Raw genomic sequence first — 22,308 nt, 5'->3', positions numbered from 1 at the left:
ATAACCGCCCCCGTTCATTCGTCGGGCTCGGTTGAAACCGTCACGGCTGCCGGCCGAATAACTTTTGCATTCAGCGTGTATCCCGGTTTGAAAACTTCCATAATCGTTTCGTCCGGGAATTCGGCTGTCGGAATCTGCGCAACGGACTCATGGAGATGCGGGTCAAACTCGGTTCCGGGATCGGAAGAGATTTTTGAAAGACCGTGAGATTCAAGAAGCGTCATAAACTGGCGGTACGTGTTTTTCACGCCTTCCATCAGCGATTCTTTATCGGCCGTTTCCTTTTCGGCGGATACGATGGCGCGTTCAAAATTGTCCGCGACTTCAATCATGTCAATCATGAGCGGTTCGCTTGCGAATTTCTTGACATCTTCCATGTGTTTTTGAGTGCGTTTTTTATAATTTTCGAAATCTGCAGCCAATGTCAGATATGCAGAAGTTAAATCTTCAACCCGTTTTAATAAGACGGCGTTTTCATCTGCAAGCGCGCCGGATTTTTCAGACGCGCAGGGGCCGGCATTTGCCGCGCCATCTTCAAGAGTTGTTCCGCCGTCCTCTTCGGGGATGCATTCCGACATGAAAGCGCTGTCATCGCAGGATTCGGCAGAATCTGTTTCAGCACAGACTTCATTTTCGTATTTTGTATGGTTCATTATTTGTCATCCTGAATTCCTAAAGAGCGATAATTAAACAAATTTACACACGAATTAAAAGTATATAAATATTTCTAATAAAATGAAAAATTATGAAAAATAAACAAATGCAGAAGAAACAATAACTTTTGGTTAGTATTCGAATTAACGAAAACAAAAACAACAACAAATGACAATATTATAAAATTTTAGAGATATATATTTGACAGAATTTAACAGAAATAAACAAAAGATCGGAAAAGAAAGAAACGAGAAAGAGAAAGAAAAACAGAAACGGAAGAAGAAACAAAAAAAGAAAAACAGAAACGAAAAGAAAAGAGAAATGAGAAAAAGTAAACAATAGAAACTGAAAAGGAAGGATGAAAATAAAAACAAAAACAAAAAAATAGAAATGAGAACAAAAACAAAAAAATGAAAATGAGAACAAAAACAAAAAAATAGAAATGAGAACAAAAACAAAAAAATGAAAATGAGAACAAAAACAAAAAAATGAAAATTAAAAATCGGATGAAAATCCCGTTCAGAGATTTTCGAAGTATTTCAAAATGATAACGGATACAATTAAACAGAACGCAACCGCAACCACGAACTTTTCCCAGCCGATATCCGTAATCGTTCCGGCAAAAGCCATCATGGCAAATTCAACCAATGCCAAAATTAAAATCGTCAGACAAAAGGCTGCCAAAAATCCGACAACCAGCGCGGTTGTTTTTCGAACAAAACGAGCATTGAAGAATTCATACCCGACGACGAACAGGACCGCAAAAATCAACAAAGCGATTGCGGCATGAATCGGAATTGTTCTTTCGGCAATCATTCCGTAAAGGCCGTAGAGCGAAAACACCATAAAAAGCGACATCGCTAAAGACAGCAGGAAAGTTCGAAGATAATTATTTTTAAAAGACGGAATGATTGAAAGACTCTTTTTCTCTGAATATTTTCTCGGCGCGATAAAAAACACCACCTGAAGATTTGTGTGAATAATTTTATGGAAATTAATTTTATGGAAATAATTTGTACGAATATGCGTGAATAAAATTTATAAACAAAAAGCAACCGGAAAGTTATGGCGGCCGGTTAAATGGAATCAAATAGAAAGTAAAGTGAGAGTAAATAAAAAGAAAGGAATGAAACTATTAAAAATTTAGCTTTTTCCGCAAACGAGATTTTAATCCCGGCATTTTTCGGGAACTTCAAACCGCTCAACCTTCAATAAACTTTAAATCATAAGATACTCTTTTCAAAGCACACGATTTAACAGACTTCGGATTGAAACAGCATTTAAAGCCAATGCAATCTTATGAATTCTATAATCCAATATTATCAATAATCAAACAGGAGAGAGAAGATGACAAAAGTCGATAATTGTACAACATGCGGCATGAATCTCGTTGAAGACGGAAGCGTCAGATTCCCCTGCCCGAAATGCGGCGAAGGAATCGGAAGATGCCAAAGCTGCCGTGTCCTTGCAAACACCTACGAATGCACAAAATGCGGATTTGTAGGACCCTAATTGAACAGCGAACAAATCATTAAAACCATTACAAAACAAAGGTGAAAATTATGAGCGGTGTTGCAGCAACTATTAAAGTTATGCCGGCAGATGCTGACACAGACTTAGAAGCACTCAAAGAAGCAATCAAAGCAGCCATGCCCGCAAGCGGAAAACTCAACGGCGAAATCGTTGAACAGCCCATTGCATTCGGCTTGAAAGCATTGATTGTCACAGTCATCGTCGAAGACGACGAAGGCGGCATTGAACCTGTCGAAGACGCATTAAACGAAATTCCCGAAGCGGAAAGCGTCAGTGTCATAAACCTCGACAGACTTTAAGCAAATTCAAAATTGACAGAACACTGAAATCGGAAATTTCCGGTTTCACTTTTTTATATTTTACAATTCATCCGCAGAATACATTCTCTTTTTGCCGGAATTCAATTCGATTAAATTCAATTCGATTAATTTGGATTCTGTTTTTGCATGTTTTTCAACATGCTTTCCGCTTGGTTACACCCTGCCGGCGCCGCGCGCGAACAGCACCCGTTTAAAAAAAGAAGAAAACGGACATCTGATTGCCGGCACATTAAAAAAATGAAAGATCAAAAACGAAAAATCAAAAACGAAAGGAAACAAAAAAGAAAACAAAATACGAAGGAAATAAAAGAAAACAAAATTAAAAAACAAAAAGATAAACGCAGAAATTATCTGCGGTCATCCATTTGGGGCGGCGCCATTCCGTTGTAGGTAGCTGCCAATTGTGATGCGGGAGCATCCGGAATCTTTGTCATTGTTGTTGCGCGAAGCATATCGTCAATGCGAAGAATCATAATGGCGGCTTCGGTTGCGGCTTTAATGGTGTTGACTTTAACGCGGTATGTGTCAACAACGCCTTCTGCCAGCATGTCCGTAATTTTTCCGGTGAAAATGTTAACGCCCGCATTCTTGTTCTTTGTGTGCTCGGCGCGGAGAGCCAATGAAAGATCAATGACGTCCAAACCGCCGTTCCGGATTAAAGTTTTCGGAAGCTCTTCCATTGCTTCGGCGTAAGCGGCAATCACACGCTGGTCATAGCCGCCTGCTTTCGGGGCGTAAGCAAAAAGGCCGAGTGAAACTTCCATTTCGCTGGCACCGCCGCCGGCAACAATCTTGCCGTCTTCAATCACGGATTTGATGACCCAAAGCGCATCGTCCAATGCCGTGTCGACACCGTCGGCGTGCTGGATTGTTTCGCCGCGGACAACGATTGTTGCAACCGCAGAGTTGCGGCCGCCGCGGATGTATGTTTTTCCGGCACCGTTGTGTGTGTCGTATTCAAGCAAATCGGCACCGCCCAAATCTTCTTCGGTGAATTCTTTGGGGTTGCGGACGATTTTTGCGCCGGTCGCATAAGAAACATTTTCGATGTCTTTTTCTTCCATCGGACGGGAAACGAAAACATTGTTCTTTTCAAGATATTCTAAAGCGACGCCTCTGACGGCTTTTGTTGAGAAAAGAACATTTGCGCCGGAATCAACAATCTTTTTCGCGATTCCGATGACGGACTGCTGTTCGTTTTCGATCAGTTTTTGACGCTCTTCGGGAGAGCTGACAACCATAACGGAACCTGTCTTTGTTTTGTTGGCCGAAATCTCCGCATCCAAAAGCGCGATTTTCGGGTTTTCGATTCTTTTCGGAGCTTTGCGGCTGAGCGCGCCCGTGTTTAACGCGATGCCTTCGACGACTTCAGTTTCTTCGACTCTCTTCTGAAGTTCCACGACGCGGATAATTTTGGTTCTGACATCCACGAAACCGTTTTCTTCAACGATTTCGGCGGCTTTGACACAAACGTCGGCCAAATGCTCTTTGTGAACGTCGGGTGCTTTTCCGGTAATGGCGGTCATGGCAACCTTCTTTAAGAAATCTTCGCGGTCGCCTTCGGAAACATCAACGGCGCATTTTTCCAGGATTTCAAGCGCCTGCTGTTCCGCGATTCTGTATCCTTTGACAATGGCGGACGGATGAATGCCTTTTTTGATCAGCTTTTCTGCTTTGTCCAAAAATGCGGCGGCCAAAATAACGGAACTGGTTGTACCGTCGCCGGCAGTTGATTCAACGGATCTGGCAACTTCGACAATCATTTTCGCGGCCGGATGTTCGATGCCGATGTCTTTTAAGATGTTGGCGCCGTCGTTGGTCATGCTGACGATGCCGAGATTGTTAATCAGCATCTTATCCATGCCTTTGGGGCCGAGCGTGCTCTGAACGAGTCCCGCAACTGCTTTAGCGGCATTGATGTTCATAAAAAGCGCGTCGTTTCCTTTTGTTCTTTCCTTTCCGGGGTCTAAGACAATAATCGGACCGGTTTTTGCCATTTTATTTGTCTCCTATTTTTTGATTAAATGATGAATATTATGAATTTAAGACAATAAATCCGCCGGCAAAACAACCGGGCGGAAACAAATTTTCAAGATGCATCAATGATGTTTTAAAAACAAAAAATAACTTGAAAAAGATGAAATTTCAGATAGAAATCTAACAAATAACTGATAAAAGTTCTATAAAAACCCGACGGTCTTTTTAAGAACGGAAGGAAGAAACCCGAAAGAAATCAAAACGGAAGAAATCAAACAGAAAAACAAACAGAAAACGGAAGAAATCAAACTGAAAAACAAACAGAAAACGGAAATTAAAATAAATGGAAAATGAAAATGAAAACAAACAGAAAACGGAAATTAAAATAAACGGAAAATGAAAATTAAAATAAACGGAAAATGAAAATTAAAATAAACGGAAAAATGAGAACTAAAAAATAAACGGAATAATTCATATATCAAAGAAAGCGTTAATATTTCCATTCATTATTTCATATTTAAATTGAATAATTTTCAAATTAAAAATTCATATTTTAAAAAATATTTCAAATCTGATTCATTATGCCTGTTATTACTGTTGATTCAAAAGACCTGGAAACATTATCCGGCATCGACCGGCAGGAAATCATTGACAATGTTTCAATGATCGGCGCCGAAGTGGAACGTGTGGAAGAAGAAACAATCGACATTGAGTTTTTCCCGAACCGTCCGGATTTTTACAGCGTAGAAGGTGTTTCCCGCGCAATGAAAGCATTCCTCGGAATCAGCCCGGGCCTCAAAAAATACACGGTCAATCCGCCGCAGGTCCAAATCACAATTAAAAAAGAAGTGAAAGATCTTCGTCCCGTTCTCGGCTGCGCTGTTGTCCGCGGTCTGGCATTTACATCCGCTTCCATCAAATCACTCATGGATTTGCAGGAAGATCTGCATTGGGCGCTCGGCCGGAACCGCAAAAAAGTATCCATCGGCGTTCACGACATGGCAGACATCAGCGCGCCGTTCACTTACATGACGGAATCGCCCGATTATTCTTTTGTTCCGCTGGACCATACCGAAGAAATGACGATGACCGAAATTTTGGAAAAACACGCAAAAGGCGTTAAATTCGCGCACCTCGTCAAAGACATGAAGACTTATCCGATTATAAAAGATGATAACGGCAATGTTTTGTCGTTCCCGCCGATCATTAACGGAACACGAACGACCGTGACCGAATCCACCAAAGAATTATTCATCGACGTGACCGGAACCGGCAAAGAAGTTTACACGGCGTTGAATATCGTCGTTGCGGCGCTTGCCGAACGCGGCGGCATTATTGAAGCCGTCAGAATTATTGATGAAAGCGCGGACAGCGAAGAGTCGGAAACGCTTCTTCCCGACATGGAACCTGTGACATATGCAATTGCGCTTGAAGAAATTGAAACGCATCTCGGATTCAAACTGTCTCCCGAAGAAGTGATTCAATCGCTTGAAAAAATGGGATTTGACGCGTCCGTGATTTCTAAAAGTCCGATAACATTCGAAGTGGACGCGCCCGCGTACCGCGCGGACATTTTGCATAAATATGATATTATCGAAGACGTTGCCATCGGCTACGGCTACGCAAACATTCCGGCAAAGCTGCCCCAGACATACACTGCGGGAAAATCTCACCCGCTTTCGATTGCGCGGCTTGCCTCATGCGAAGCCATGGTCAGTCTCGGTTACAGCCAGGTTATGCCGTTCACGCTGACCAGCGAGAAGATCCACTTTGAAAATATGCGCCGTCCGATTACAAAAGATGTCACTTATGTCACGCACCCAATCAGCGAAGATCAGACAATGCTTCGAACAACGCTTCTTCCGGGCCTGCTTGAAATTCTCGCGCTGAACCGCCACCGCGAATTGCCGCAAAAGATTTTTGAAGTCGGCGAAGTCGCTGTCAGCGGCAGAAATAAACAGAAAATTGCCGCGGTTTCCATTCACCACGCCGCCAACTTTACGGAAATGTCCGAAGCGGCCGACGCGTTTTTCAGAGAAATGGAAACGGATTATGAATTAAAAGAATCGGAAGATCCGGCATTCCTCTCGGGAAGAGCGGCGGATATTTATGTCGGCGGCCAAAAAGTCGGCGTTTTCGGCGAATTCCATCCCGGCGTTTTAAACGCATTTGAGTTGGGATATGCCGTTATCGGTTTTGAAGCAGATATGTCTTTGATATTTTAAGACATATCTAAATTTTCTGATGTTGCTTTTCTCAATTTGATTTCCGCTTTTGGATTTCTTTTAATTTTTGTTTTTGAATTTCTTTTAATTTCTGCTTTTGAATTTCTTTTAATTTCTGCTTTTGAATTTCTTTTAATTTCTGCTTTTGAATTTCTTTTGATTTCTGTTTTTTGAACTTCTTGAAATTTTTTGAAACCCGCAGGTTTTAAATTTTTATAAAAATAAAATTACTCAAATTTAGTTGAATAACTGAAAAACAAAAGAGGTTTAAAACCCGCCGCGGATCTAATATTGGGGACAGACCGGCGGCGGAAAAAGTAGAACCAAAATGTTGTTGGGGGTCAACATTTTGCCGATGGATTGATAATGATTGTTTTACGGAGGTTGGTGTCGTCAGACAAAAGAATGTAAAACAATTTATGTTTACCTAACCCTATTTCACCCTAATTATTGCAGGTGTATATATAGTTATCTATTATGGAAGAGGCACGACCGATCTTGAAAAACAGAAAAAACGGCACGATGCGAAGCAGGATAAAAATTCATAAACACAAACGGAAAAATTAATGAAAACGGCTGCGGCAGAAATTATCAGAACAGATTCAATAATACAAAAATAAAATGAATAATAAAAATGAATTAAAAATAAAATGAATTAAAAATAAAATGAATTAAAAATAAAATGAATTAAAAATAAAACGTGTCAAAAATAAAAACAGATCAAAAACAAAAACGAAAATAAAAACAGATCAAAATGAAAACGAAAATAGAAAACAGAAATAAAAAAAGGAAATCAAAAACAAATTAACAAAAACGGCGGCGCCCTTCTTCTTCTGCTTTTTGAATCACCGTTCGAAGCGGCAATCCGATTTCCGAGGAAATCTGTTTGCAATTTTCATATTCGGCGGAAACGGTAATGAGTTCGCCGTCTTCAAACCGCGCAATCTTAAACGGTATTTCAAATGTCCGGCCGCTGATTTGAATCGGCAGAGAAACAATTTCACGCTTCACCGACACTCTGTGCTTGGTCGGAATGATGCGGACACCGAGCGATCCGGTTTCGCGGATAATCTGCCGCGCCAGCTGCTCGGACCGGTCAGCCTTTGAAATCACTTTAATCATGTGTGCCGGCCGTCCTTTTTTCATATAAATCGGAAAAACGGACACATCCAAAGCCCCGGCCGCCATCAGATTTTCAACCAAATGCCCGAGAATTTCGCCCGTGACGTCATCCACATTTGTTTCCAAAACTTCGATCTGATCCTTGAGAAGCGGGACGCATCCGGAATATTCAATCAAAGACGCGCGCAAAACGTTCGGCGACTCCGTTTCGGCATCCCCCGCGCCGTAACCGATGCAAACGGTTTTGCTTGTCCGGATTTGAGCGGGAGCGGCAAAATGGGACAGCACGGCGGCCCCTGTCGGCGTCAGCAGTTCCCGATTGCCGTCGGCGTAAAACGGCAGTCCGCCGGATTTCAGAATTTCAAGCGTTGCCGGCGCCGGAACCGGAAGTTTTCCGTGACAGCAATTCACAAAACCGCCGCCGACATTTATATCGCCGCAGAGAATTTCACAATACTGCGTTTCGGGATTGTTTTTCAAATCGTAAAAAGCCAGACAGCAGCCGACGACATCGGCAATCGCGTCATCCTGCCCGGTTTCATGGAAATGCAGTTCGCTCAGCGGTTTTCCGTGAACGGCGGATTCGGCCTTTGCAATAATTTCAAAAACGGCGAACGCGTTTTTTTCAACCTCCTCGGGCAAGCCCGCGCCGGAGATGATTTCGCAAATTTCAGAAAAATGGCGCTCGTTGTTCGGCGAATTTTCAGAAATTGAAACATCCAATGCCGAAATTCCCTTTTTGACCGTTTTTTGAACAGCCATGGAAACATTGGCAAGCGGTTCAATGTGTTTTTGAATAAAAGAAACGGACGCGCCCAAATCAATCAAAGCCCCCAAAATCATGTCGCCCGAAGCACCTGAAAACGGTTCAAAATACAGCGCTTTCATTGATGATTACCCCCGTGATTTGTTCTGTGTTTTTCATCACTCTTTTCATTGCGATTATTATGAGTATTGTAATTTTTGTGATTTCCGCTGTGATTGTTGTGATTGCTGTGATTGCTGTACTGACCGCCATGCTTATCGCCGCTGCGTGCCGCCTGCATTCGGTTGGCAATGCGCGCCGCATATGCGCCGGCAACGAATCCGGCGTCAATATTCACAACGCTGATAACGGAACAGGACTGAAGCATGGAAAGAAGTGCCGCTTCCCCGTTTGCCCCCATGCCGTAGCCGGAGGAAACCGGCAATCCGATGACAGGTACGTCAATAATGCCTGCAACGACTGTCGGAAGCGTTCCTTCACGCCCGGCGGCAACAACAACCGCGTCAGGTTTGGCTTCGCGGAGATTTTCCATCTCCAAAATAAGGCGGTGATAGCCGGCAACGCCGACGTCATAAATTTCAATCGTTTGACAGCCCATTTCTTCGGCTGTCATTTTCGTTTCTTCGGCCACTTTGATGTCAACCGTTCCCGCGGAAATGATTGCGACAACACCGCCGCCCTTCGGCGGTTCGGATCGGTCCGCGGCATGAACAACGCAAATGGTTTGAGCGCGGCTTTTTTGAACGCAGTTCGGAAAAGCGGATTCGAGCAGCACCATTTGCGCCGAAGAGACGCGCGTCACAAGAACCCGGCCGACAGCATCCACTTGAGCGCGGACGATGGCCAAAAGGTCGTCATCCGTTTTGCCTTCGGCCAGCACCGCCTCAGGAACGCCTGTTCGTTTGCAGCGGAAAGTATCGACGCGGGCAATATCCGAAACGGACAAAAAACCCATGGACCGAACGGCATCTTCCGCCTCCGCCAAATCAATTTCGCCGCGGCGGTATTGCTCCAATACTTTTTGAATATCCATTTTTTGTGCCTCAGTTGTCACATGAAGTGAATTTTTTTGTCATTTTATGAATCCGAAGTATAAATATTAGATACTATAGCCGGCGATATCAGCATGCTGAAAGCCAAACCCCGCGTACCGCAGGAAAATGAAAATCAAAAAAAGAAGGCGATTTTGAATGATTTTAAAAAAACGGAGCAGCTCGCGCGCGGGCGGCAGCGGTAATGGCAGACGGCAGGTAACAGCGGCAAACGGAAACGAGAAGGCAGCAGCGGCAAACGGAAACGGTAAGGTAACAGCGGCAAACGGAAACAGTAAGGTAGCAGTGCCCACGCTCGCGTAGCGAGCGGATGTGATAAAAATGAGATGATGCATGCAGCAAACGCAAACCGAGTGGCAGAACAACAGCACTAAGATTATACAGCAACCGGATTGACAACAAAACAGCTTTTTGTTTTAATTGAAGTCATTGAGTCTATCTCCAATCTTCATTTTGCTCGCTGCACTCACAAAACTCAGATTGGAGGGGCGGTTCTTGGGGTTTAATTATTTTTCAAAAACCGAAACATCGTTTTATTCAAAAGTTAAAGAAAAACGAACCCCGTTTTTTTCTGTTTTATTTTACGGAAGAGGGGGTTCGGGTTTGAAAAGTTATGAAAAATGATGTTTCGGTTTTAATGAAAACACAAACAACCCCCGGAATATTTCGCTGAAAACCCAACCGTGTTTTTAATTCATTTTAAAAAATCGGAGCGGCCCGCGCGCGCAGCGGTCTTGCGGCAAAAAGAAAAATAAAATGAAATAAAAAAGATATATTCTCCCAAATGAATTATTTTTCAAAAAAAATCAAAATAATCAAAAAAATAAATCATAACAATCATGATAAATTTCAGTAATATTTTGAAAAACAAAAAATAACTCCCCGTGATTTTGAAAACGTATTGTCAATATAAATTATGACAAATAGCGGCGTTTTTTCGGTCTATGGGAAGGCTTTTAAATTATTGAGATTTTTTTTATTTGAAAAGTTAAAAATATTTTTCCCGATTGTTTCAACGAAACGGAAAAAATCAATTTTTAAGAATTTTATGATTTTCTTAATTTATTCTTAATTTATTTATTTAACAGAACAGAATTTAATTCAAATCGAAATCACAAATTCTAACCGCAAAAAGAGGCTCAATCACATATGTTACCCGCAGAAGATCTCAAACTTGTTGTTGAAAAAATAGGCCGTCAGCCAAACGAATTGGAACAGGGCATTTTCTTGAACCTTTGGAGCGAACACTGTTCCTACCGTTCCAGCTGGCCGCTTTTGAAAAACTTTAAAACGACCGGCGAAAATGTGATCATCGGCCCAGGCGATGACGCTGCCGTCGTTAAATTTGACGACGAACACATCCTTTCCATCGCCATGGAAAGCCACAACCACCCGTCCTACATTGATCCTTACAGCGGCGCCGCAACCGGTGTCGGCGGCATTGTCCGCGACGTCATCTCCATGGGAACGCTTCCCGTCGCCGTCCTTGCGCCTTTCTATCTCGGCCCCCTGGATTCCGACAAAAACAGATGGATTTTTGACAACATCCTCCAAGGCTCCGCCGATTACGCCGAAACCATTAAAGTGGCCGGCATCCGCGGCGAATCTTACTTTGATGAAAGATACAACGGCAATCCGCTCGTCAACGTTGTCTGCGTCGGCCTCGGCAAGAAAGACAACTTAATGACTTCCATTTCTAAAACGCCCGGCAACAGATTCATCCTCTTCGGCTCCAAAACCGGAAGAGACGGTCTCGGCGGCGCAGCGTTCGCATCTGCTGACATGTCCGAAGACGACACCCCTGCCAGAGAAACCATTCCCGGCGGCGACGCCGAACTTGAAAAACGCGTGATTGACGCAACCATCGAAATTATCGAAAAGAAACTCATCGAATGCTGCCGCGACCTCGGCGCTTCCGGCTTAACCGGCGCAACCGTCGAAATGGCCGAAAAAGGCGGCTTCGGATTTACCGTCATTGTTGATGACGTGCCTCTTTTCTTTGATGATTTGACCGTTTTTGAAATCATGCTTTCCGAAACACAGGAGCGCATGCTTGCCGAAGTCAAACCCGAAAACATGGAAACCGTCATGGAAATCATGAGAAAGCACAACGTTTTGGCAACCGATGTCGGCTACTTAACCGAAGACCCGGTTTACCGCGTCACTTACAAAGGAAAAGTCGAAGCCGAACTTCCGATTGAATTTATCGTCAGCGGCGTTCCGAAATGCGAACTTCCGTCCGAGGCGCCCGCACCGAGAACAGAAGCGCTTTTGTCCAAGAAACCCGCGCTTCCGGCCGACATGAAAGCCTGCGTTCTGAACATGCTTTCCTCTTACAACCTCGCCTCCCGCAAAACCGTTTGGGAAAAATACGCGAAAACAACACTCCCGATCGTTTACGGTGAAAGCGGCGGCGATGCCGGCATCATCAAGGTGACCGACCAAAAAGGCGTTGCCATGACCTGCGGCTGCGAGCCCGCCATCTGTCTTTTGGACCCGTATACCGGATCCGTGATGACCGTCATTGAAAACGCGATGAACCTCGCCGTCAAAGGCGCGCCCGGTCTCTGCCTCGTTGACAACCTCAACTTCGGCAACCCCAACAAGCCCGAACAATACTGGTATTTGAAACAGTCCGTCCTCGGCCTTTCCGATGCCGCCAAGAAATTAAACATCCCCGTCGTCGGCGGAAATGTGTCCCTCTACAACGAAAGCGCGGAATTTGACACCGCCATTCTTCCGACACCCGCAATCGGCACACTCGGAATTGTGAGCTTTGAAAAACAAATCCCGTCTTCATTCTTCAAAGAAGCCGGCGAAACCGTTCTTCTCATCGGCACAACCAAAGCAGAACTCGGCGGCAGCGAATACTACCGCGTCTCCGACATGGAAGACGCCGGAACAGTTCCGACAGTTCCCGAAAACTACGACAAGATTATTGATGCAATCGCAAAGGCTTGTGCCTCCGGCGACGTGACAAGTGCGCACGACATTTCAAGAGGCGGTCTTGCAAAAGCGCTCGCATCAATGCTCACCGATGTCGGCGCGGAAGTTGATTTAACGGCGCTTGGAATTGACCGCGCAGACGAACTTCTCTTCTCCGAATCCCCGGCAAGAGCAATTCTCACAGTCAAATCAACCGACAAGATTGCGGAAATCATGAAAGATATTCCGTGCATTGTTATCGGAAAGACTGTCGCAGGCGGCGGCTTGAAGATTACGGCCGGCAAAGAAGAAATCGCTTTGACCAAAGAAGAAATCGACGACGCATCCGCTTCAATTGAGAAAGCGATGAAAATCGGTTACAAATACGAATAAATTTTCAAATAAATTTTAAAATTAAATTAGAAATGAGATATTGAAATTCAATATCTTGTTTCATCTTTTTTGTTTTTCAAATTATTAATACTGTTTGCAGTTGGTTCTGTTTGCAATTGCTTTGTTTGTAATTGGTTTGTTTGCAGTTGGTTCTGTTTGCATTGGCATGCCTCTTCCTGTTTCCATATGCATCATCTCATTTTTATCACATCCGCTCGCTACGCGAGCGTGGGCACAGATTACCTTGCTGTTTCCATGCAGCTGTTTTGCTGTTTCCACTTAGCAGCTACCCCTGCATCTTGCTGCTGCCGTCAGTATTGCTGTGCCGCCGTGCGCGAGTTGCTGCAATTTTAAAAAATAAATTCGAAAACGAAGTCGGTTTTTAAAAAAATAAAATGGAAAAATCATCCGTTTTTATTCAAATTCCTGTTGTTCTGTTTCATTTTGCTGATCATCCGAAACTTCCGAATCAACTAAAAAAATCGAAATAAAGTCCCGTTCACTTTGTTTAAATCGACTAATGAATATTTCTTTAACTTTTGGAGAAACGATCCAAAAACGCTGCGGTGCATACGGGTCAAAATCATTTGCTCCGAAATATTCCAAACTTCTGTTAAAATCCGAAGTGTTTTTTAACGTTTTCAAATCATAATAGACTTCATTATTAAGAGGAACGGAGGTTACCGAAAATCGACTTGTTTTGATTTGAGTGAATTCTGAAACCGGCGGCATATATTTATGCGATGTTATTTGATAAAAAGCAGGTTTCAATGCTGCTTTTGTTTTTCTGGATTTCGTCGGGCGAATTGAATAACCGGTCAGATTATTATTTTGAAAAACCGACAAAACACGTTCACTGACAATAAGTTCGCCGTCAAGTGTGAAAAGAATGTCCCGACCCTCAATTTCTTCTTCTGCTATGATAAAATCAGACATCTGAATTCCGAGAAGAAATTCGTCAGGTTTTCGTTTCGGGAAATTATATTTTGTTCCCGCTGCTTTTCGAGGGAGAATACGATTATTGTCATCCGGAAAATAAATGAAAAGTTTGTCTTTTACAATATCCAATGAATTTTGAATGATGTCATTTTTAATAATATATTTTTCAAATACCCAAATAAATATGAAAGCAATCAATAAAGGAACAAGTAACGCCGCATATTTGATGAAAGTGTAATCATCCAGCCTGAAAGAAAAAAAAGTTTCAAGCCCGTAAATCATACCCATGCTTATTAAAAACGTAAAAAGAGTCATCGGGTAAAGAATAATGAGACGCATCCAATAGCGATTAAATGTATCATTGGGGATGACAATAAAATCTTTTTTCGTCGCAATGTAAAATGCAGGCAACGAAGAAATGATTAAAAATAAAATAAAAAAGAGCATCATTCAGATAAAACCTCCCTGTTACTTTTACCTGTGCCTGTAGCAGTTGATTTTGATGCAATATGATTCAATGCTGCAGCAAATATTAAAAATAAACATAAGGTTGATGCCTGCAGTAAGAAATAAAACATTGGCATCTCAAAGATTTGGAACGGTTCATCTAAAAAGAGACTTGCAATCCCAAGAGATAAAAGTATAAGAACGACACATAAGAATGCGAAATAAAAAACGAAAAACATCGTAGATAATATTGATTGCATATGGGAAGGGTAAATAAGTTTTCTGCTCTGAGAATTGACAACAAAAAACGTATAATTATAATAACAATAAATAGCAGTCAAAAATCCACATACACCCATACGTTCAAAAAAATGAATGATATATGAAATATCAGATATATCAGAAAATAGTGCCAAAGCTGATGAAAGCAGTATCAGCACAAACAATAATAAATTTTTAAAAAGGGATGATTGCATAATCATAACCCCAATTTTGACTTGAAATTATTTATTGCATTGTTAACTTTACTTGCGGCATTATTGACACTTGATTTAATACTGCTTTGAACACTTTTTGCACCCGTAGTAATTGTAGAAACAATACTTTTAGATGAAGAACCGCTGCTGCTACTGGATTTAGTAGGACTTGGATCTTTAATAACTGCTTTACTACTACCCCCACTGCTTGAACTAGAGCTTTGTATGACAACTGAAGAACTGTATGCTTGCGAAACATCGTAAGTATAAGAAAACGATGTCGTTATGTTTTTTATTTGAAATACGCCATCTACCGAACCAAATGCTATATCTTTTACCATTTCATTACCATTCAAAACTTGTTCACCTTCCAGAGCTCTTTTAGATGAACCTGAAACTATACCTGAATAACCGCCAACATGTGCATATACAATTACCGCTGCAGCTTTATCTGCGGCAGTAGTTCCAAACATAGTTAACCCTGCTGCTTTGGTAGTACCAGCCGTTGCTGCAGCTAATCCGACTCCCATGGTCAAACCGCCAATACCACCAACAACGGCACCTATAGCTGCCGATTTTAGAACTTCATTTTTATTAATGGTACCCGTTGTATAATGTTGTATGAGAGCAGAAGAAACTGCGCCAAATACTGCACCAGCTATAACGCCTCCAATTGCTAAACCGATATTAATAGCATGTCCGTCAGGATCTGTATAAGTAACAGGATTATTCAGACAGAACGAATAACGGTTCAAAGCTTGCGGATTATAAACATCAGGAATCATATTATCGGCTTGTGTGAAAACAAAAGTTGACGGATTGTAATATCTGGCGCCGAAATAATAAATGCCGACTTCCGAATCGTATTCTTTTCCTGTATATGTATAAGTAGACGATAATGGCTGTGGGCCATCGGAAGATGACAAAAGCGGAACAGTTAGGATTTCTGAACCGGAGACATTTGAAAGATATTCATTACACCAACCGACATCAGGTTCTTGTCCCGAACCAAATGTTTTTGTAAGATCAACCAAAACCGGATTGGAAAGATCCATGGAAGAAACAAACGGATTGTAAGAACCGAGTAAGTATTCCATATTTTTGATTTCCGGACCGTATTCAAAAACAGAACTGATTGTTCGATCGGTTGCTTTTTCTGAATACATCCTTATAGGAATATCATTACTTAACGCTGAACCATTTTGAATTTGGGTTCTAATATAATATTTATGACCCTCAATTAAGTCTGATTCATTGTAAACAGTGTTTTCTGAACTACTTAAAAGATTATTGTTCTTTGCTTTGAAATCCCACTGAGTAGAGTAAATAATTTCATCCGTGAACTTGTTGACCATATCTGGAAACTCAGAGTCATACAAATTAAATTCAGTCGCTGTTCTTTCCAAATTTGAAAAGTCTGAATCTGATTCAAATTGTGAAGAAGACAAATTCTTTTTCTCTTCTTTCAAACCAGAATTTAATATCTCTACAGTGGAAGTAGAAATACTTTCCAATGTGACAATATCTTGCTTAAATAAGTTTTCAACTGAAATTTCATGAGATGATGAACCGCCTGAAACTGAACGATGGTTTCCGAAAGGATAATAATGGATCATTTCATCCAAACTGCCGTTTTCATTTACGGCTACGTTTGTTGACCCTAAATAATCATTCAGATACCAAACAATTCCGTCTGCAGATTCTTTAGCAATACGTTCTCCGTTTGCATAATAATAAATGGATGCGTTGCCGTCATGTACATTATAAACATCATTTACATAGTATGTGGTTTTTCCGGCTTCCACTTTTTTTATACGCGCACCGTTTTCATCATACCAATATTCTGCAATTGTTTCATTATCAGCTTTTTTCAAAACTTCTTTCAAATTATTGGCATTATCATATATGTAAATGAAAGCACCATCTTCGATTAAATTACCGTTCTCATCATAATATAAAGAGGCATTATTAACTTTAGTAGGCGCATGTATTCCGGCATTTTCACCATATTCGAAAATTGTTGTACTAAAACCGTCATTAAAAGCTAAAATAGAACCGAGCGGATTATAGACAAATCCTTGAGAATAGGAATTTGAATTTGCAGCAATTAATCGGTCCAAATCATCATATACAAATCGCTGAGTTTCATTATTTTCGTAGTCTTTAATAGCTGCTACATTCCCTTTGAGATCAAATTCATATGTTAAATTTTGAAGTACAGCGGAATTATTTCCTGTGGACTGAAGATTTTTGAGACGTTTTGTCAAACTGTCATATTCCATTTTAGTTGACACACCGTTTGAATAAGTCTTTTCCTTAATTAAATTGGATGAATCGTACTCAATATTATCAATGATACCCGGAATTGCCTTAAGCATACCGCGATTATCATAATCCATCGACTTTATTTGTCCATTCGGATAAGTTACATTTTGAATTAAATCTAAAGAATTATATTCAAACCGAGTCGTATAAGAAACATTATCAATGCTTATTGTTTCATTTAGAATTCTCATTCTCTCGTCATATGAATATTCCTTTTCAGAGATGCCGGTCACCACTTTTGAGAGAGGACCGACAGTTCCATTATCATAGTAATATGTAATGTTATCATCCGACTCATAGATGACTTTTGTTAATCGATTTAAAGCATCATATTCGAAATTAGTTTCAACATCACGGCTGTCAGTTTGTTTTATTAAATTGCCGTTATAATCATAAACATATGACCAAAATCCGATATCCGGATCATCCATTTCAACTTTGTTGTTTAATGAGTCATACACAAATGTTGTATTTGCAACCTTGTAAGGGGCAGTATATGAAATTACATTTGGTTGAGAACTGTTAGCTTTTTCAATATTAAGCATTTGATCAGAAAGCGAAACATTTGAAAAATTAAAAGCTGAAATATCAAATTCCACATTTGAATACCTCAACGGTTCATCACCATCATTACGGATAGTCAAAAATATTTGCCCGTTTGAAACCACTTGACTTTTATTGACATTTACGGGATTTTGATATCCTACAATATAATCAACCAATGTAACCCCGGCAGATCCGCCTTTTTTATGATACAACGGAACAAGATCATTAATAGGTACTGTTTCTTCAAATGTATACATCAAGTTTCCATCGCAATAGAAATAAGATTTCTGTTCATCAGCATCATAAATAATTTTGTATAAAACCATATAATGTGTATATGGGTAATCCAATGCAGAACTTTCGTTCATATACCAATAAGTCATTTTTGGATCAAAAATCATATACATGTAATTTGTAACTTCGGACAAGTTAAATCCAAATAAATTGTTTCCTGAATCATCCTTTGCAATACCCATGCCATAGATATTTTCCGGAGCTAAATCATAAGCATCAACTCTTGTGTAATACACGTACCCCTCTGAAAGATTAACTAAATCTAACGAAGTAAATTGATTCAAATTGGAATTCAACGACTCCTGTTCAAGCCCAGTATTATCAATAAAATTATTAGATTCTAAAATCCAAGAGAATTGTCCGGTCCCTTCACGAATCCAATTTTTATCCGTTGCAAAATTATCATAAAAATCAAATAAATTTCTATTTTGCCCATGAATTCCGTTTGTAGTTATAGAATAAGTGACACTTTCATTTGGAGCTAAATAATCCAATTGTAATAAACCGACACGATTATCTAAAAGGTAATAGGAATCAAATATTTCATTTGAAAATGAAATGTTTGATTGATCATAAGACTGCAATGGAATAATCTTCGTTAAACGGTTCAGAATGTCATATTCATAATTTGTTTCGTAAATTTCCTCACCGTTATATTCAATTACTTTAATGATGTTGCCGCGAATATCTTGAACATATTTTTTCATATGCCCTTTCTCATCATATTCTGTAATATTAAGTTGATCATAAACCGTTCTTCTGGTTGTGAAATCAGGATTTGTTATTTTTGTAATCCGCCCAAGCTCATCATATTCATATTGCGTAATTAATTTTCTTTCATTGACTCCGTACGGTGCCGTCATGTTTTTAATTTCGCCATGCACATTGTAGATAGTTTCTTGAGTAATGAAAGATCCATTGCCATCAGGCGTTTCAACTTTTGTAATTCTGCCGACTCCGTCATAATATTGATAAGAATCTAATCGGCTTGTCTCATTTTCTTTGAGGGATATTTTTACCGATTCCGGAATATTCCCATCCAAATAATAAGTATATTCAGCTGACGGATTTAAAAGAGTATCATACGGTTTGACAACTTTTATAATTCGGCCAAAACAATCATACACATTTTCTGTGCTGTAATTATTTGCGTCCGTTACTTTAGTTAATTTACCCAAACGCAAATCATAATTTAATTTAATTTTTTGACCCAAAGCATTTGTAATATTTTCAGGATAAAGATAATTTGTAGAATTTGTATATTCAGCAAACATTGAATTTCCTTCGGCATCTGTTTGTCGAATAAGATTTCCATATGAATCGTATACAAATGATATTTCTACATCATTTCCCCGGTCATTCCAATTTATAACTTTTGTTAACTCCCCTTTTAAAGGAGTAGAATTAATTGAAGTATGATTATCATAGAAAAAAAACGATTTTGCAAGTTCATTGTTTGAAGAATCAACAATTGATATTGATTTAAGAGAACTTAAAATCCATTTATTTGTATTATAGACATATTCATTCAATGTTCTTTTTTCGTCTCCGATTATAGAAATATCCCCGATGTCATAAACTTCAATCACATTTCCAAAATTATCATAAGTATAATTGGTTCTCATAACTATTGGAGAACTATTTGTGTAAGAAAGTTCAGTTTGAACAGATTGGAGCATAACTTCAAAAGCACCATTATTTTCATATTCATCATATGTGCTAATAATATTGGTACTTTGTATCAGGCCAGTAGGCGTAGTAATTCTGGTTTCATACTCCAATCCTTTTTTAGCTGTATCTTGATGGAAATAATGATGTTCAATGCTTCTGTCTGTTGTTACTTTAACATAACCAAACCCGCGGAACTCACTTTCACCGTATGGTTTAAAATTGTATAATCCACCAGAGTAACTATAATTTGATCGATGGTAACCAATGCCATCAGTTTTGCCATCACTGGTCAAAATTGATGAAACAAGCCACATATTAATAGGAAGTCCAGGTTTTCCATCTGAATTCGTATTATTATAAGAAGTAGAAGAAACATAACTGACATTTGTCGTTGATCCAGATGAATGCTTAATTGAATTTAATAGATAAGGCCCATTTGCTTTTTTAATATATGAGACATTTACATTAGGTGATTTTGTATTTTGAACAAAATCAATTAAACCATCACCAGTAACATCTGTTGCTACAACTCCCAGATTTACACCATTGTTTGTAAAAACTAATGGAACATTTTTCGTATTATCAGCAACAAATCCATATCCTTTGTTAATCCATGTTCGATTATAAGTAGGATAAAGAGAGTTTTGTGTAATATCAATTAATCCGTCACCATTTAAATCAATCAACCGGACTCCTTGATCTACCGACTTATTTACAAAAGGAACAGGTGATTTCCAATTTGAATCCAAAACAAAGCCGGATCCAGTATTAATCCAAGAATTATTGTATGTCGGAGAAACTGAATTGCGAATAATATCTGTTAAACCATCACCATTTAAATCAACAAAACGAACTCCAGTATCATTAGATTTATTTAAAGTTGCGGTAGGAATCCTCCAACTATTATTCAAAACAAAGCCGGAACCGGTATTAATCCATGTATTATTGGCAGTCGGAGTAATTGTATTTTGAACAATATCTACTAATCCGTCACCATTTATATCCACAAAATTAACTCCTAAATCTGTTGAATTATTTATAATGGGTGTAGGGATTCTCCAAGAAGTATTAAGTTCAAATCCTTCACCCGTATTAATCCAAGTTCTATTAAATGCAGGATTTAAAGAATTTTGAACAATATCAATTAATCCATCTCCATTTATATCTACAAAACGAACCCCGGTGTCCTTTGTATTATTAAGAATTTGAACAGGTAACTTCCATGTTTCATTCAAAATTGCATTGCCATTTTTAATCCATGTGTTATTTGCATTAGGGTTTAATGTGTTTTGTGTTGTATCAATTCTGCCATCACCGTTAAGATCAACAAGCATAACGCCAAGTGATGAATAGTTCTCATACATGGCCGTAGGCAATCGATTTGAAGTATTACTTGTAAATCCGCCTGCTGTATTATATGAGAATTGTGTTGGAGGAAGCGAACTGCTATTATCAGACCCGAATACAGAAATATTAGACAGCAAAAGTCGACTATCATTAGAAGAATATGATAGAGAATATCTTCGAACTAACTGAGAATTAACATACATTGATATGTTCGACAATAAATTCATTTCTTTATACCGACATCCTTCGTGATAGATATCAAAATATTGGGATTTGGGTGCCCTTAAAAATTGAATGACTGCTGAACCATTATTGTATGTAATTGTGTTTAAATAAACAGCTGAATACTCTCCCGAAGTTGGGTTGCGTGAGTAATTATAATGGATAATGTTGTTGTTTACATCTTTTGATTGATCTAAATACCAACGAACAGTGTAATTCCTGCCGGATACAGGATTTACTAACTCAGAATTATTAAAATATCCAAATCTGTATTCGGCTCCATCATTAGTTTTAACAACCCAGTACTCTCCTTTTTGGTTAGAACCATTATTTTCTTTTTTAATGTAAGTATATGATTCTACCTCAGTGTGATAAAGCCCATCTTCAGGATTATAAATGAGTTTATAGCTATTTCCATTGAATATTAAACGATAAGTATCGTCTGTTAAATTTGTTAATGTACTATTTGTAATCCTTTGAATATAATTTTCATTTAAAGACCAGCCATCTCCCACCCATCCATAAACACCACCCGCGTCATGGCTATTATATGACAAAGAAAGAGAAGGTTGAAAAGAAGCCACACCATCAGGTACATTAAATTGGTAACCATATGTTGCGGCACCGGAAAACAAACTTGTTAGATATGCATCACTTGTATGACTAAAATCCGGTCCGGAAATAGAAGTCAACTTAGCAACATCTATTGAAGGAATAGAAGAAGAAATTGCATTTAAATTATTAAATTCATTTACATCATGAACTTTGTCTTGTTCATTTTGTTCTAAATATTCTGAAGTTGAATCTTTGTCATCAAATTCAGAAGAGATTTCATCCAAAGAATTATTCTCATAATTAACAGATTCGCTTGTATAAATATCAATTGAACCCTCTTCTGCAAAGCTTAACGGAATAAAGGAAAAAAGGATCATAAAACAGAGACAGACAGTAACCATTGACCTAACATTCATTGCAATCACCAAGATAAATATAGTTAAATTAAAAACAAATTTACTTGATAATATAAACAATCAAAATATATAATATTTTATATATAGATAATACATGTTAGTA

Annotated in this window: 13 protein-coding genes and 1 pseudogene; 5 read left to right on the top strand and 9 right to left on the bottom strand. The window is 39.4% G+C overall.

Annotated features, from left to right (window positions below):
* Window positions 1–14: 14 nt before the first annotated feature.
* Complete coding sequence (locus tag MmiAt1_RS06715; RefSeq protein WP_318786120.1) at window positions 15–653, bottom strand: nucleotide exchange factor GrpE; 639 nt, start codon at window positions 651–653, stop codon at window positions 15–17.
* Between the two features lie 520 nt (window positions 654–1,173).
* Entirely contained in the window at window positions 1,174–1,614 is a 441-nt protein-coding gene (locus MmiAt1_RS06710; protein WP_318786119.1) for a hypothetical protein, read from the bottom strand.
* 387 nt (window positions 1,615–2,001) lie between these two features.
* Here MmiAt1_RS06710 and MmiAt1_RS06705 point away from each other — a divergent pair, with 387 nt between their 5' ends.
* Complete coding sequence (locus MmiAt1_RS06705) at window positions 2,002–2,166, top strand: zinc finger domain-containing protein (RefSeq protein WP_318786118.1); 165 nt, start codon at window positions 2,002–2,004, stop codon at window positions 2,164–2,166.
* Between the two features lie 50 nt (window positions 2,167–2,216).
* Complete coding sequence (locus tag MmiAt1_RS06700; protein WP_318786117.1) at window positions 2,217–2,486, top strand: elongation factor 1-beta; 270 nt, start codon at window positions 2,217–2,219, stop codon at window positions 2,484–2,486.
* 368 nt (window positions 2,487–2,854) lie between these two features.
* On the opposite strand, the gene thsA is transcribed toward MmiAt1_RS06700, so the two are convergent.
* Window positions 2,855–4,504: a thermosome subunit alpha gene (gene thsA, locus MmiAt1_RS06695; RefSeq protein ID WP_318786116.1), complete on the bottom strand. Its 1,650-nt coding sequence runs from the start codon at window positions 4,502–4,504 to the stop codon at window positions 2,855–2,857.
* 561 nt (window positions 4,505–5,065) lie between these two features.
* On the opposite strand from thsA, the gene pheT reads away from it, so the two are divergent.
* Window positions 5,066–6,709, top strand: coding sequence for a phenylalanine--tRNA ligase subunit beta (gene pheT, locus MmiAt1_RS06690; protein WP_318786115.1), 1,644 nt, complete (start codon window positions 5,066–5,068; stop codon window positions 6,707–6,709).
* A gap of 804 nt (window positions 6,710–7,513) precedes the next feature.
* Here the strand turns inward: pheT and larC are convergent.
* The 3 genes from larC to MmiAt1_RS06675 form a co-directional block, all read right to left on the bottom strand.
* Window positions 7,514–8,719, bottom strand: coding sequence for a nickel pincer cofactor biosynthesis protein LarC (gene larC, locus MmiAt1_RS06685; protein ID WP_318786114.1), 1,206 nt, complete (start codon window positions 8,717–8,719; stop codon window positions 7,514–7,516).
* Complete coding sequence (larB, locus tag MmiAt1_RS06680) at window positions 8,716–9,630, bottom strand: nickel pincer cofactor biosynthesis protein LarB (RefSeq protein WP_318786113.1); 915 nt, start codon at window positions 9,628–9,630, stop codon at window positions 8,716–8,718. Before larB ends, larC begins: the two co-directional genes overlap by 4 nt.
* A gap of 163 nt (window positions 9,631–9,793) precedes the next feature.
* On the bottom strand, window positions 9,794–9,991 hold the full coding sequence (locus MmiAt1_RS06675; protein WP_318786112.1) for a hypothetical protein: 198 nt from the start codon (window positions 9,989–9,991) through the stop codon (window positions 9,794–9,796).
* Between the two features lie 804 nt (window positions 9,992–10,795).
* Here MmiAt1_RS06675 and purL point away from each other — a divergent pair.
* A pseudogene (purL, locus tag MmiAt1_RS06670) lies at window positions 10,796–12,967 on the top strand (phosphoribosylformylglycinamidine synthase subunit PurL); the annotation flags it as partial.
* 186 nt (window positions 12,968–13,153) lie between these two features.
* Window positions 13,154–13,321: a hypothetical protein gene (locus MmiAt1_RS06665; protein WP_318786110.1), complete on the top strand. Its 168-nt coding sequence runs from the start codon at window positions 13,154–13,156 to the stop codon at window positions 13,319–13,321.
* Window positions 13,322–13,381: 60 nt separating this feature from the next.
* On the opposite strand, the gene MmiAt1_RS06660 is transcribed toward MmiAt1_RS06665, so the two are convergent.
* From MmiAt1_RS06660 to MmiAt1_RS06650, 3 genes are read right to left on the bottom strand one after another with little or no spacing between them, the layout of a single operon-like run.
* A complete protein-coding gene (locus tag MmiAt1_RS06660) occupies window positions 13,382–14,356 on the bottom strand; it encodes a hypothetical protein (protein WP_318786109.1) in 975 nt (324 codons plus the stop codon).
* Window positions 14,353–14,829 (bottom strand): hypothetical protein, encoded by a 477-nt coding sequence (locus MmiAt1_RS06655; protein ID WP_318786108.1) that lies wholly within the window; start codon window positions 14,827–14,829, stop codon window positions 14,353–14,355. The genes MmiAt1_RS06660 and MmiAt1_RS06655 overlap by 4 nt, the downstream gene beginning before the upstream one ends.
* Before the next feature lie 2 nt (window positions 14,830–14,831).
* Window positions 14,832–22,205 (bottom strand): RHS repeat-associated core domain-containing protein, encoded by a 7,374-nt coding sequence (locus tag MmiAt1_RS06650; RefSeq protein ID WP_318786107.1) that lies wholly within the window; start codon window positions 22,203–22,205, stop codon window positions 14,832–14,834.
* Window positions 22,206–22,308 lie beyond the last annotated feature (103 nt).

Origin of the sequence: Methanimicrococcus hacksteinii, assembly GCF_032714515.1 — an archaeon.
Classification (GTDB): Archaea; Halobacteriota; Methanosarcinia; order Methanosarcinales; family Methanosarcinaceae; genus Methanimicrococcus; species Methanimicrococcus hacksteinii.
This window is presented reverse-complemented; position numbering and strand designations above follow the sequence as displayed.

Bases quoted from the DNA above. Each gene is read 5' to 3' on its own strand.
- MmiAt1_RS06715 (WP_318786120.1), bottom strand. From the start codon at position 653: ATGAACCATACAAAATACGAAAATGAAGTCTGTGCTGAAACAGATTCT.
- MmiAt1_RS06705 (WP_318786118.1), top strand. From the start codon at position 2,002: ATGACAAAAGTCGATAATTGTACAACATGCGGCATGAATCTCGTTGAA.
- MmiAt1_RS06700 (WP_318786117.1), top strand. From the start codon at position 2,217: ATGAGCGGTGTTGCAGCAACTATTAAAGTTATGCCGGCAGATGCTGAC.
- thsA (WP_318786116.1), bottom strand. From the start codon at position 4,504: ATGGCAAAAACCGGTCCGATTATTGTCTTAGACCCCGGAAAGGAAAGA.
- pheT (WP_318786115.1), top strand. From the start codon at position 5,066: ATGCCTGTTATTACTGTTGATTCAAAAGACCTGGAAACATTATCCGGC.
- larC (WP_318786114.1), bottom strand. From the start codon at position 8,719: ATGAAAGCGCTGTATTTTGAACCGTTTTCAGGTGCTTCGGGCGACATG.
- larB (WP_318786113.1), bottom strand. From the start codon at position 9,630: ATGGATATTCAAAAAGTATTGGAGCAATACCGCCGCGGCGAAATTGAT.
- MmiAt1_RS06665 (WP_318786110.1), top strand. From the start codon at position 13,154: ATGCATCATCTCATTTTTATCACATCCGCTCGCTACGCGAGCGTGGGC.
- MmiAt1_RS06660 (WP_318786109.1), bottom strand. From the start codon at position 14,356: ATGATGCTCTTTTTTATTTTATTTTTAATCATTTCTTCGTTGCCTGCA.
- MmiAt1_RS06655 (WP_318786108.1), bottom strand. From the start codon at position 14,829: ATGCAATCATCCCTTTTTAAAAATTTATTATTGTTTGTGCTGATACTG.
- MmiAt1_RS06650 (WP_318786107.1), bottom strand. From the start codon at position 22,205: ATGAATGTTAGGTCAATGGTTACTGTCTGTCTCTGTTTTATGATCCTT.